10 protein-coding genes are annotated in these 13,295 nt (G+C 27.8%); 5 read left to right on the forward strand and 5 right to left on the reverse strand.

Annotated elements, in window-relative coordinates:
* A partial coding sequence (locus QX51_RS18340) for a GntR family transcriptional regulator (protein ID WP_039681351.1) occupies positions 1 to 503 on the reverse strand: 503 nt, incomplete at its 3' end.
* A gap of 800 nt (positions 504 to 1,303) precedes the next feature.
* A complete protein-coding gene (locus QX51_RS18345; protein ID WP_039681352.1) occupies positions 1,304 to 3,112 on the reverse strand; it encodes a choline/carnitine O-acyltransferase in 1,809 nt (602 codons plus the stop codon).
* 496 nt (positions 3,113 to 3,608) lie between these two features.
* Between QX51_RS18345 and QX51_RS18350 the strand changes: the two genes are divergently transcribed.
* Positions 3,609 to 5,867 (forward strand): helix-turn-helix domain-containing protein, encoded by a 2,259-nt coding sequence (locus QX51_RS18350; protein WP_039681353.1) that lies wholly within the window; start codon positions 3,609 to 3,611, stop codon positions 5,865 to 5,867.
* Positions 5,868 to 5,956: 89 nt separating this feature from the next.
* Here QX51_RS18350 and QX51_RS18355 read toward each other — a convergent pair whose 3' ends face one another.
* The 3 genes from QX51_RS18355 to QX51_RS18360 all read right to left on the reverse strand — a co-directional run bounded on the left by QX51_RS18355 (position 5,957) and on the right by QX51_RS18360 (position 9,417).
* A complete protein-coding gene (locus QX51_RS18355) occupies positions 5,957 to 7,495 on the reverse strand; it encodes a BCCT family transporter (protein WP_052233170.1) in 1,539 nt (512 codons plus the stop codon).
* A gap of 235 nt (positions 7,496 to 7,730) precedes the next feature.
* Positions 7,731 to 7,874 (reverse strand): hypothetical protein, encoded by a 144-nt coding sequence (locus QX51_RS20815; protein WP_161791952.1) that lies wholly within the window; start codon positions 7,872 to 7,874, stop codon positions 7,731 to 7,733.
* Between the two features lies 1 nt (position 7,875).
* The gene (locus QX51_RS18360) at positions 7,876 to 9,417 is read right to left on the reverse strand and encodes a BCCT family transporter (RefSeq protein WP_139045003.1); all 1,542 of its coding nucleotides are present in this window, start codon (positions 9,415 to 9,417) and stop codon (positions 7,876 to 7,878) included.
* Positions 9,418 to 10,006: 589 nt separating this feature from the next.
* Between QX51_RS18360 and QX51_RS21345 the strand changes: the two genes are divergently transcribed.
* From QX51_RS21345 to QX51_RS18370, 4 genes are all read left to right on the forward strand, one after another.
* A complete protein-coding gene (locus tag QX51_RS21345) occupies positions 10,007 to 10,144 on the forward strand; it encodes a UDP-N-acetylglucosamine 2-epimerase (protein WP_242842779.1) in 138 nt (45 codons plus the stop codon).
* A 226-nt stretch (positions 10,145 to 10,370) separates the two neighbouring features.
* Entirely contained in the window at positions 10,371 to 10,511 is a 141-nt protein-coding gene (locus QX51_RS21710; RefSeq protein WP_242842780.1) for a hypothetical protein, read from the forward strand.
* 257 nt (positions 10,512 to 10,768) lie between these two features.
* Positions 10,769 to 12,688 carry an OPT family oligopeptide transporter gene (locus QX51_RS18365; RefSeq protein WP_039681355.1) on the forward strand — a complete coding sequence of 640 codons (1,920 nt, stop codon included), beginning with the start codon at positions 10,769 to 10,771 and terminating at the stop codon, positions 12,686 to 12,688.
* 6 nt (positions 12,689 to 12,694) lie between these two features.
* The gene (locus QX51_RS18370; RefSeq protein ID WP_039681356.1) at positions 12,695 to 13,033 is read left to right on the forward strand and encodes a PqqD family protein; all 339 of its coding nucleotides are present in this window, start codon (positions 12,695 to 12,697) and stop codon (positions 13,031 to 13,033) included.
* The last annotated feature ends 262 nt before the right edge of the window (positions 13,034 to 13,295 follow it).

Here is a 13,295-nt window from a genome sequence, read left to right on the forward strand (position 1 = left end):
ATCTTCATTCTATTATAATGAGTACTCATATTTAATATGCAATTCCATATTTCACCTTTATTAGTTGCCCTAAATAACAACTCATGGAATTCTTTATCTAATTTATGAAACTCAATTGCAGAATCACTTTTATTTGCAATTAATTTTTGAGTAAATAAATTCTTTTCTAATTCTATAATAATTTCATCACTAACTCCATTACAAGCTTCTTTTAGTACTTCTTTTTCCAATGTATATCTCATAAATAAACCTTGATCAACCATATTAATATCTATTAATGATATATAGGTTCCTGTCTGAGGTTTAACTTCTATTAGATGTTCATTCTTTAATCTCATTAAGACTTCTCTTATTGGAGTTCTTGATATGCCTAGTTTTTCAGATAATTCTGCTTCACTTAATAATTCCCCTGGTTTTAAGTTTAAAGTCATAATATTATCTTTTAACACCCTGTAGGCATAGTCTTTACTGTTTTCTTTTTCTTTTTTTTCGTATAGTATCAAAATATTCCTCTCCTTGATTTCGATTATTAGTTTTTAATTATATTTTTGATGTCCTAAAATTTATGTACTAATATATTTTATACTTTTTCTTAAATATATTAAACTCCCTTCCCCCAAACTTACATTCTTACATTAATTTTCAAATTTATATTATATCATTTATTTACTTTTGTCAAAGTAAACAGTTATAAAAACTCTACTTACTATAAATATTTTATTTTTATAAAAACACATAACCATTTCATACTTACAGAAATTCCTTTTTTATAAATAAAAGTTTGGCTATGTCTATTACTATTAATATGCTCTTTTTTAAATAGTTATTATCATTTTTTATTAGTTAATCTCTTCAAGCAATTTTCTAAAATATTTTTTATTCATATGTCCTTAACTACATTCATCATGTATTTATACATCCTATATTTTATCAATAATATAACTATAGTTATAATAATGTTAATGATAAAGTAGAAAGTAGTGCTCCACATTTAATAGATCACGCAAAAATGTATTATCAGGCGAAGAAGTTGGAAGTCAAATAAGCAAAAAATTAGTTGAAATAGGAGAGCAAGCTTTATTAGAAAAATATAATTCTTAAAAGTAAAAAGGTGAGCATGGCTTGCTCACCTTTTTATCACTTTTAGGGTTTCAAATAAATACATGGCAATATTTATTTGAATAATAGTTTTATATAGATAGTATAAATATTTGGGTAAAATATATACTACATAATAGCTTTTGTTCAGCTTACTGTAATTAAAACATTTATAAATAACAAATTAATAACCTAATGTTAATTATTAAAAAACTTGTAATACTTTGCCTTCTTCTGCTTGCATATACTCTTCAACAAATTCCTTGATTTCTATAAATGATGACATTAAATTATTTACAAATTCATCAGCCTTATCCTTTTGTTCAATTCTTGCTGCTGAGTTTATTACTATTTCATCTTTTCCCATCGTGTAAAATATTCCAAGACCATCAATAGTTTGTGGTCCAAAAGCACAATGAGATATATATTTTCCACCAACTCCACTTGTGGATAAGAAATCATATTTTAATTCCTTATATCCTTTGTCAGTGTATAATTCAGGCACTTCATTTATTCCTAATTCTGAACCAAATCTAGCTTGTATTTGAGCAAGTCCAAATAAGTGTCTTTCTACACCAAGACCTTTTTTGCAATCTTTGATTCTTGCAACGTGTGACATTGATGCACTTTGTAATAAATTATAAAGTTCAGTACCACTTACATTTTTTTCTACGAAAGCTTTTGCAAATTCAGCTTTTTCCATACTAGAAGATCTAGCACATTCTGTTCTTCCTTGTCTAAATTCTCTTACAGCAACTGACTCATAAGTACTTCTTATTTTTCCAAAAGTCTTATATTGCGCTGTTTGAAGGGCTATATGGAAGAATGCATCAGGGCTCATTTTTAATTCTTTAGCTTTGTTTCCTCCAAATTCAGTAAAATATTCAAAATTAAAGTGATAAGCTTCTTCCTTCTCTCTTTGTTCTTCCTTTAATTTAAATAACGATATTTTAGCATCTCTACTTAATAAAAAATCTAATTTTTTAGGGAATACAACTCTTTTAATTGAATCAACATCTATTATTCCTGTTTCTAAATCATTATTTATTAATTCAAGAACAGAGAACATTGTTGAACCATCAAATCCAGTATGCTCTATATTTGCTCCTATTTCTTTAGATTCATTTATTATAAATTGAACACTCTTATCAAAACATCTATTATTACCATCTGATAATAAAATATCTTTTGTTGATTCTTTTACATCTTTGTATCCTTTATCTATACACATAACAAATAAAGCATCTTTTACTTCATTGAAGTTTCTTAAGTTTTCCTCTGTCACTAAAATTTGATCAAGAATTTCTTTCCCTAAATCTCTTGTAGTTGAGGTATATAGGAAAGGATTAAAACTTTCTACTTCTTTATTATTTTTTAATGATTCCAATGCTATTATTAATGAACTTATACCTATTCTTTGACCATTTTCATCACTTAACATTATTTTATATATATTATTATCTTTGAATACTACGCAGTAATTATTTGTTTTATCAAATTTCCCTACATAGAATTCATCCCTATTAGCATTAACCATTCTCATACTTTTGAACATCCTTAAATATTGTTCCATACATAAAGGATTTCCTTTTATCATATCAACTGGTAAACTTTTATCCACTATTTGATGATATATTCCTGTTGTACTGTAAGCTACTCTAGCTAATATTTCTTCTAAAGAGTATTTTTCTTTATATTTTTTATTATTTAATAATGCTGAGAAACTCACATCAGGTATTATTGAACATCTACCTTCTAAGTACATATCATCCCACATTGGAAATAACCAGCTATTATTATCTTTAATAGTATTTTTATATTCTAACAGCCTTTGATGAAGTTTTTCACCTATTCCTCCAGACTTTCCAAACTCTTCTACTATTGATTTAGTATTTTCTAATTCTTCTTTTGTTAATAATGGTTTTATCCACTCTAAATACTTTGCTAGTGTGTCTTTAAGTTCTGGTATAGGCAAAGTTTGTAATTCATTTTGATATTTTAACATTTCTCCCATTGTCATCTCTCCTATTTATCCTCATTTTTTCAAAATATTACTTAATCAAAATTTTGCAATTCTAGTATGTTCATCTAGACATAATATAAGGTTAATTCCGTTTCTATAATAGCCACCTTAAGTTTAATGGAATTTAACTATAACCTTTGTAAATCTTTTTATGGGAAAGATTTGCATTTACAACACTCAATGAGCACATTATTGTGAATGTAAATCAATTTTGGTCTATGAAAATTTTTTATATTTAACTTAACAAAAGCAAATTTTATTATAGTTAAATTCCATTGATTGACATGTCAAATAATCATCTTGACATGATATATATTATCACCTTTTTCCTTGGCAATCGTTACCTTATGCATATATAATTCCTTAGGTTTATTGACTTCTTCAATGTATTTACACTAAATACAACAATTTTTGCATTATTTATATACTTTTTTTGTTTTTTGTAGTATTATCAAATCTATATAAATATTTTTTAATGAGGTATAAGATGGATTACAAATTTTTGAACTATGACAACAATTTACCCATAAACATTCAGTTTTTTGATAAACAAGACAATGAACCTGAGTGGCATAAAGATATAGAAATAATTTTAGTAGCAAGAGGAAGTGCCAATTTAGATATAAAAAACACTACTTATAATCTAGATGGAGAGAATTTAGTTTTAATCAATAGCTCTGAAGTGCACAAACTATATAATATTTCAGAAGATAGCTTAATTATAAGCTTATACTTTGATCCTCACTACTTTGAAAAATATTATACTAATTTTGATAAATTATATTTTTCTTGCAACACTTCATTAATTATAGATATAGATTCAGATAGTAAAGAAAAATACCATAATATATTCTCATTGTGTTCTTCAATTATGTTGTCTACATTATATAATAATAATTTAGACAAAATTAAGATATTAAAAAATACTTTTAGCTTGGTAGAACACCTCATAGATAATTTTTCTTTGGAATGCAGTTTAGATAAACCTGACTTATCTGTATATCATCAAAGATTCAATAGAATCTTGCAATATATAAATGAAAACTATACTAATAAAATTACTTTATCTGACTTAGCCCAAAGAGAATATTTAAGCACTCATTATGTTTCTAGATTTTTTAATAAATATATGGGCGTGGGTTTTATAAAATACTTAAATAATTTTAGATTGGAAAAATCCATGTATGACCTTGTTAATACTAATAAAAGCATACTTGATTTATCCTTAGATCATGGATTTTCATCTTTAAAGTCTTATAGAAATACGTTCTTTGAAAAATATAATATGTCTCCATCTGTTTATAGAAAAAATTATACATCTGCTAATAATATGACTGAAAGTAATAGTATCCTTCCAAGCAAAAACATTGCTGAATTTATTGATTATTTACAAAAATACGAAAGCAATCAATTTAGTAATCCTAGGGTTGAGTATATTACTAAAGAGATAAACGGTGTATCTTTTTCTAAAAAAAATTGGGTGAACTTTGAAAAGATTTTTTACTTTGATAACGTTTATGATGCTTTAAACTCCAATTGGCAAAAATATTTTACTAAAAGTATTGAGTTGATCAAACCTGATTTTATAAAATTTGCTGGTATTTTTAATGAATCCATGTATGATTACGATTCAATTAGAAATACTTATAACTGGTACAATTTAGAAAGTGTTTTAGACTTTTTTTCAAATATTCATATTACTCCGTTTTTAAAACTTGAATATGATGTAAAAAAAGAATCCATAAAAAAATTCTTTGCTAGACTGGAGTCTTTTATATTATTTTGTATAAATAAGTATGATTTGGAGTCAGTGAGAGAATGGAAGTTTGAACTTTCTTCTGTGGAAAAAGATTATCCTAATATGATTAAATTCTATAGAACCATCTTAGATTTAATTGCAGAAACTCCAACTTTATCAAAACTAAACTTTGGCATAGACTTTACTATTAATAGTAATTTCCACAAAGAGTATTTTATAAAATATATACAAGACAAAAAAATCAACTTTATCTCTGTATATGCTTCAGAAAAAGATTTCTTAGATACTAAAGATTTTGTTAGAATTTTACTAATGAAAACTAAAAAACTAATGAAAATAAAAACTTATTTTATTCAACAAGCAGAGAATCACTATTTAAATGATACTAGCTATAAAGCCACAAAAATAGTTCACAATGTTCTAAATGACTATTGTGAGTGTGACTCTCAATTTAATTTTATAGATAGTTCTAGCAACTTAAGTTTATTCAAAGGTGATACTGGCATGCTTACTTACAATGGCATAAATAAACCAAGTTTTAATGCTTTGTTTGTATTAAGTAAATTAAATGGTTATTTAGTTGACTGCGGAAGTGGTTATATTATAACTAAAAAGCAAAATTCTTATAGCATATTACTTTATAATCATCAAAATATACCAGACTATTTTAATCATAAAAGTGAAAATTATGATAAATTATATAAAAATGCTAAATTAAAAACTAAATTTATAGATTTAAAAATAAATTTGGAACCTGGTAAGTATAGTCTAAAATCTTATATTTTTAATAAAAAGAACGGTTCCATATATGACGAGTGGATAAAAATGGGAAAACCTTCTGTTTCAAATCGAGAGGTATTAAGATTTCTGAAATCAAAAGAAAGTATCGGCCTAAAATTCTCTGATACTTCAGTAGAGAACTCTTTACATTTAAAAGAGCACATAATCTTAGGTAGCTTAAAACTAATAGAAATAAATAAAGTTTAACCTCAATTATCAATTTATCTTTTATCCAAAGAACATACAAAAGATAAATACCTTATAAATAAAAGAGCTCGATAAATTATCGAGCTCTTTTATCTAATATGATCTTTTCCTTCCTCTGCCATTTTGAAAAATGACCATGTAAGTAAACACATTAAAATGATTCCTGGTATTACAGTTATATTTGTTGAAGATTGTATTGTTTCTAAAGGGCCATCTATAAGTATGAATATAGATGGTATTAAAGCTAGAAGTATTGCCCAAAATAACCTAGACCATCTAGGTGGCTCTTGATTCTCATCTAAATGCTCTACTGTACAAGATGCTATAATATATGATATTGAGTCAAATGTTGTTGATGCAAATATTATTGCGCCTATTGTAAATAAAAATATAACTACTTTCCCCATTTTTAACATCCCCAGTATTTTGAATATAGTAGCATTTGCACCAAAATTCTGTAAATATGATATGACATCAAATGTTCCGCTAATCTGTAAGTATAGTCCATAGTTACCAAGTATCACAAATACTAAAGCACATCCTAAAGTTCCATATATAATAGCTCCAGATATCATTTGTCTAATAGTTCTTCCCTTTGAGATTTTTGCTATAAACATTCCTATTATCGGAGCTGATATTACCCACCATCCCCAATAAAACACTGTCCAACGTTCTGGAAATCCTGAGTTATTGATTGGATCTAGCCAGGTACTCATTTTAAGGAAGTTTTGACCTATTACTCCAATACTTGTCACTCCCATTTTTATTATAAAAACTGTAGGTCCTGTTATAAATACAAATAGTAAAATACCAACTACTATGCCTACATTTATATTACTTAAAACCTGTATTCCTTTTTTAAGTCCAAAATAAGAACTAATTGTAAATATTGCTACTATCAATAACAATATGACTAAACTTAAGTTTGTAGATTGTTTCATATTAAATATTTCACTTACACCTGTTGATACCATTGGTACACATAGCCCTAAACTTGTTGCACATGCCCCCATTGATGCAAATATAAATATTATATCTATGGTTTTACCTAAATAACTATCTGCTTTTTCTTTAAGAATAGGCTTTAAAGCATGACTAACTTTGAAAGCATTTTCCTTTTTAACAAAATAACAGTATGCTATTGGTAATGCTGGTAAAACATATAATGCCCATCCTGTTGGACCCCAGTGAAATATTCCATAAGATGCTGCAAATTCAGCAACTTGCCACGAGCCCGCTTCCATTCCAAAAGGTGGTTTTACATAATAGAAAATCCATTCTATTACACCCCAATACATTACGCTTGAACCAATCCCTGCACAAAACATCATAGTTGCCCAACTTATGGTCTTATACTCAGGTTTATCATTTTTATCTCCAAGTACAATATCTCCATATTCGCTAAAACATATATAAATACATATACCTATAGCAAAAAGGCCTATGAGAATATTTAAGAACCCAAAATTTGTCATTAAATAATCACTAATAGATCTTATAAATTCTTCTCCTATATCACCTAAAAATAACATAGGTATACTTAAACCTATAACTAAAAATAAACTACCTAAAAAAACAAACTTATCAATTACAATATTATTTTGCCTATTATTAAAACTATTTGCCATAAAATATACTCCTTGCTGACATGTATTTATAAAATAATAATTTCATAAATACTTATATTTATGATTTTTACTGCATATTTTATTTACCCATTATTACTATAAATAAATCACCTTTTCATTTATAAATAGCAAAATAAACGTCAATATGACGTTTATTTCACTTTATACTTACTTAAAATCTATTGTTAAATCATAACTATCACAATAATTCTATTTATATTATTTCTAGTACTTCTTATTCAAATACTAACTTTACTGACCAAACTATAAATCCCATAAAAGCCATTATACATAATGTTTGTACAATATTTTCCACTGGTGATTGAGCTGCACTTAATACTGCTTCTGGTGCTATTGGAACTATTCCTGGTATTTTCATATTATTTTTTTCCTCCATGATCTTTTCTTAATTGTCTAACAAATCCAGACATAGAAAGTATGAATATAAATAAGTATGGTATTGATAATACTATGGCAACAGCTTTAACTCCACTAAATGAACCTGCTATTAAATTTGCTGATGCAATAAGTACTATTATTATTGACCATATTACAGTTCTGTATTGAGGAGCATTCTCTGCACCATCACTAGTTATCATACTTAAAGATATGACAGAACTAGTTGCTGATGTTGATAAGAATACTACTATTAATATTACAAATAACGTTCCTGTTATTGTAAATAACGGGAATTGTTGTAATACCATTATAAATGATAAGTAAACATCATCTGGATTATTTATCATATAGTTTGCTATTTCTGCATTTCCTGCTATAGCATCTAATAACCCATGTCCACCAAATACACTAAACCATACAACTAAGAATATAGTTGGTACAAGTATTGACGCTGTAACTATTTGTTTTATAGTTCTACCTTTAGATATTCTTGCTATGAATATTCCTATAAATGGTGTCCATGATATCCACCACATAAGAGTAGTTATTGGCCAGTCATTAAACCATTGTTTATCTAATAAAGCGAAGTTTTCGAAACTTATTGGAAGTATATCTGTGAAAGTGCTTTTTAAAGTAGTAAGTATTGTTCCCATGTAGTAATCAGTTCTACCTGCGAAGAATACAAATAACAGTATAGCTATTGCTATTACTATATTTATATCACCTAAAGCTTTCATACCTTTTTGAACAGGTAATATAGCTGCCAATGTATAGACTACGAATAAAAGAGCTAATATTATTAATAAGGGAGTAGTTCCTTCAAGGTTCATTCCGAATACACTTGTTAAACCATTCTTAACTTGGAATACACCTAGTCCTACCGATGCCGCCATAGTAAGAGCTGCTGCTGATGCACCCATTAAGTTAGCTACGTAAGCAACTGGCTTACTCCATTTTCTATCTTTAAATCCTTGTTCTATCGGTGTTCCTGGAAGGAATTTTGCACCTCTAGTATAAGTAAAGTATCCTACTACAAGCCCTGATATTGTATATATAGCCCATGCTGGTAATCCCCAGTTGAATAATGTTAATTTTAAAGCATTTTGAGCTGCTTCTGCTTCTGAAAAACCACCTGCTAAACCTAATGGTGATTGCATAAAATGAGTTAATGGTTCTGCAACCCCAAAGTTAACTAACCCAACACCTATACCTGCTGTGAATAACATAGCCATCCATGAGAATGTTGAAAATTCTGGCACAGTGTCTTTTCCACCTAACTTAACATTTCCAAATTTACCAAATGCTAAATATACACATAAAGCTAATATTAATAAAGGCATTAATATTACAAACCAGTTAAAATCATTATTAAATCTTGATGTCCAACTGTATAAAGTTGTTGTTAAACTATCTGGATCTACAACTCCCCAGATAGAAAATATTGCTGTAAAGCAAGCCGAAGCCCAAAATAATGAGGAACTAACTTTTGGCTTCTTATTTTCTTTTACCTTTTCTGCTGTCATTTGCACGAGTCTTTACCTCCGTCTATTTTTTAGGTAGTTGAATTTTATACTTAAACTCAACTAAAATGATTACTATGTTAATTTAACATTTATACATTTTTTTATCGCTAGCTTGAAATCCTTTTTTTATAGTCTTTTTTATATATATTTATTTACATTTTTCGATATTGGTCATTTTTTATCCTTTTATGCTACTTTTTTTGTTTTATATATGTTTTTTATAAATTTAAATATATATATTTTTTTTTCCATCAAGATATTTGCTTCAAACACTTGCTTATAATAATATAAATATTATTTTTAAAAGGAGAATACCATAGCAATCAAAGTAATGACCATATTTGGTATTAGACCCGAGGCCATAAAAATGTCACCTCTAGTAAAATAATTGGAATCTAGAAAAGAAATAGAAAGTATTGTTTGTGTAACAGCTCAACATAGGCAAATGTTAGATTAAGTATTAAATGCATTTGACATAAAACCTAATTATGATTCATATATAATAAAATCAGGACAAAGCCTTGCAGATATAACAATTAGAGTTTTACAAAGTTTAGATAAAGTTATAAAATAAGTAAAGCCTGATATTGTGTTAGTTCATGGAGATGCAACAACATTAGTAGCAAGTTTTGCGGCATTTTACAATCAAGTTATTTGGGGTCATGTGAAAGCAGGTCTAATAACTTACGACAAATACTCACCTTATCCTAAGGAAATAAATAAGTAGGTAATAGGAATTATAGCTGATATGCATTTTGTATATCAAAGGATAACTTATTAAAAGAAGGTAAAAATGAAGATACTATATATGTTACTAGAAATACAGCAATAGATGCTTTAAAAACTACAGTAAAAAAAGATTATACTCATAAAATCCTTGAGAAAATTGGTAATGACAAATGATACTTCTTACTGCTCATAGACGGGGAAATTTAGGTGAAAATATGAAAAGCATGTTTAGTACCATCAAGAGAATAGTTGATAAATTTGATAATATACAAGTAATTTATCCTATACACTTAAATCCTATAGTAAGAGATATTGATATCATATATTATAATCTCTACAATAAGTTTCCACCTCTTATCTATTGATTAATATCAAAAACTTTCCATAAATAATATTCTCATTATTAAATAATTTTAATGCAATCATTTTATAATAAGAAAATAATGCGACAATATATCGTATATACATATTTTTTTACTCTAAATTAGACAAATGAATTCTTTTTTATATATTTTTTTAGAATTTTATATATTTTTTTGTCTATTTATGAGGATAAATTTAACAAATATATAAAGTTTTCATGTGCTACAATTTATTTGAACATAATAAGGGGGTGTGTAATTTGAATAAAAAATTACCAAAAGAGGCTTATGGAGGCGTAGCTGGAAAAGACTACGTTCCATATATTACGGATAAGTCAAGAACTGGTGGAAATACTGCTGTACTTATTATAGGTATTATATTTGCAGTCATATTTTCCGCTTCTACTGCTTATTCAGGCATGAAAGCAGGTCTTACTGTTGCTGCAGGTATTCCTGGTGCAATCATAGGTTCCGCTTTTATTGCTATTTTTGCAAAACAAAAAGGTATACTTGGAAAGAACTTAATCCAAGGTATGTCTAGTGGTGGTGAATCTGTTGCCAGTGGTCTTATATTTGTATTACCAGCTGTTATATTAGTAGGTGGTAAAATTTCTTTCTTAGAAGGTATCGCAGTTGGTGTTGGAGGTGTCCTATTTGGTATTGGTATAGCTTCACTTGTTTATAATTACTTAATTATTGACCAACATGGTCAACTTGTTTACCCTGAGTCTATGGCCATATCTGAAACTCTAGTAGCATCAGATAGTGGTGGAGATTCTATAAAGTACATGGGAGTTGGGTTTGTTATAGGTGGTGTTATTAACACACTTACAAGTGCTTTTTTAAATATAGCAAACAATGTCATGTCTTTTACAGGTAAGTCTTGGTACAAGTGGAAATTTGACTTGGAAGTTAATCCACTTTTACTTGGTATTGGATTTATCGTCGGTCTTGATGTTTCTTTAACTATGTTTGCAGGTTCCATCTTATCAGTATTTGGTATTACTCCTTTAATTGGTTATTTCACTGAAATGGCAAATGACGGTGTAATGGTATGGAACAATGCTTCATTAGCAGTAAATCAAATGACTGTTGCAGATATTTCTAGTTCTTATGTTAAATACATAGGCGCTGGTATGATGTTATGCGGTGGTATAATAGGTGCTATAAAACTTATACCAACTATAATTGCTTCAGTAAAAGAGACTGCTAAAGCAAGATCTAGCGCTACTAAAGGTGATGGTTCTTCTACTCAATTATTAATTTTATTAGGTGGAGTTATAATTGGTTTTATCGCTGCATTTATTATTTCTGGAAGCTTTTTAATGGCTATTATAGGAGCTGTATTATCATTTATATTATCTTTATTATTTGTTATAGTTGCTGGTAGATTAACAGGAACTATAGGAACATCTAATCTTCCTGTATCTGGTATGACAATAGCTTCTTTAGTTATAGTTACTTTAGTATTTGTTGTTATGGGATGGACTTCTAAAGTTGATAATACATCTTTACTTTTATTTGGTTCATTTATAGTTGTTGCCATAGCAATCGCTGGTGGATACTGTCAATCTCAAAAAGTAACTTATGTTATAGGTGGTAACAAAAACGAAATGCAACGTTATTTTACAATAGCTAGTATCGTTGGCGTTATAGTTGTTGTTGGTGTTATGGTTTTATTAACAGATCAATTAAAAATAACTGGTGATAATCCTCCATTTGCACTACCTCAAGCTAACTTAATGTCTACTCTTACTTCCGGTATAATGTCTGGTGAGTTACCATGGGTTATGATAGTAGTTGGTATATTTATGGCAATAGTTTTATACTTTTTAGATTTACCTATAATGACAGTTGCTATAGGATTCTATTTGCCAGTTGCAACTACTTCTATAATCTTAGTAGGAGCTTTAATTCGTGTATTTATTGAAAAAACAGCTAAAAGTGATAAAGAAAAAGAAGTTAAAGTTAGTAATGGTATAAGTTTATCTTCAGGACTTGTTGCTGGTGGTTCTATACTTGGGCTTATAGGTATAATTTGTCAAGTAACTGGTCTTGTTGGTGGAAATACACCTAGTGGCTTTGCTGCTGGAAATGGAATGGCTGCCGTATTATTAGTTGTCTTGATAATCCTTACAATCATACCTATTTTAAAATCAAAAGTGAAGGATAGTGAATAATGAGTAATGAATAATGAGGATGCTTTAAAAATAATATTTAAAATTTCAAATAATATAGATTATGAGGTTGATGATAATACTGTAACTGTTTTAGAAAAGCAAAATCATCCTATTCAAAATTTTTTTAGGAAATTAAAATTTAGGATACCTCTTTATAAAAAAATTAAACTTGATGAATATTGCAGCTTTGTTTTTTTACAAATAGATGGTAAGAAAAATGTTGAGGAAATAGGCAAAAATCTAGAAAAGGTTTATGGAGAGGATTCTCATCCTCTTTATGAAAGATTATTGATGTTTCTAAATCATATTGAGGTTAATTGTAATTATATAGAGAGAGTTGAATAAATTTAGAAAGGGCATATCAAAAAAGATATGCCCTTTATGTATGAAGTATATTTTATTTCTATGCAAAATAATCAACTTTGATTTTCCCCCATAAAATTGTAGGTATGCTTTCTATTTGAAAATATTTTTTATCATTATTCTCCTCTTTCTTTTCTAAGAATTGATAAAGTCTTACATATCACTTATTTTACATTGTAGTAGAATTATATTCTATTATCTATGTATAATTAATAATATACTCTATTAAAAAGTTTGAAAAAAT

The sequence above is a fragment of the Terrisporobacter othiniensis genome (assembly GCF_000808015.1).
GTDB lineage: Bacteria > Bacillota > Clostridia > Peptostreptococcales > Peptostreptococcaceae > Terrisporobacter > Terrisporobacter muris.

What these genes read in the sequence shown, in the direction of transcription:
- QX51_RS18370 (WP_039681356.1), top strand. Translation starts at nt 12,695, where the DNA reads ATGAATAATGAGGATGCTTTAAAAATAATATTTAAAATTTCAAATAAT.
- QX51_RS21710 (WP_242842780.1), top strand. Translation starts at nt 10,371, where the DNA reads ATGTTTAGTACCATCAAGAGAATAGTTGATAAATTTGATAATATACAA.
- QX51_RS18360 (WP_139045003.1), bottom strand. Translation starts at nt 9,417, where the DNA reads ATGACAGCAGAAAAGGTAAAAGAAAATAAGAAGCCAAAAGTTAGTTCC.
- QX51_RS20815 (WP_161791952.1), bottom strand. Translation starts at nt 7,874, where the DNA reads ATGAAAATACCAGGAATAGTTCCAATAGCACCAGAAGCAGTATTAAGT.
- QX51_RS18345 (WP_039681352.1), bottom strand. Translation starts at nt 3,112, where the DNA reads ATGGGAGAAATGTTAAAATATCAAAATGAATTACAAACTTTGCCTATA.
- QX51_RS18350 (WP_039681353.1), top strand. Translation starts at nt 3,609, where the DNA reads ATGGATTACAAATTTTTGAACTATGACAACAATTTACCCATAAACATT.
- QX51_RS18355 (WP_052233170.1), bottom strand. Translation starts at nt 7,495, where the DNA reads ATGGCAAATAGTTTTAATAATAGGCAAAATAATATTGTAATTGATAAG.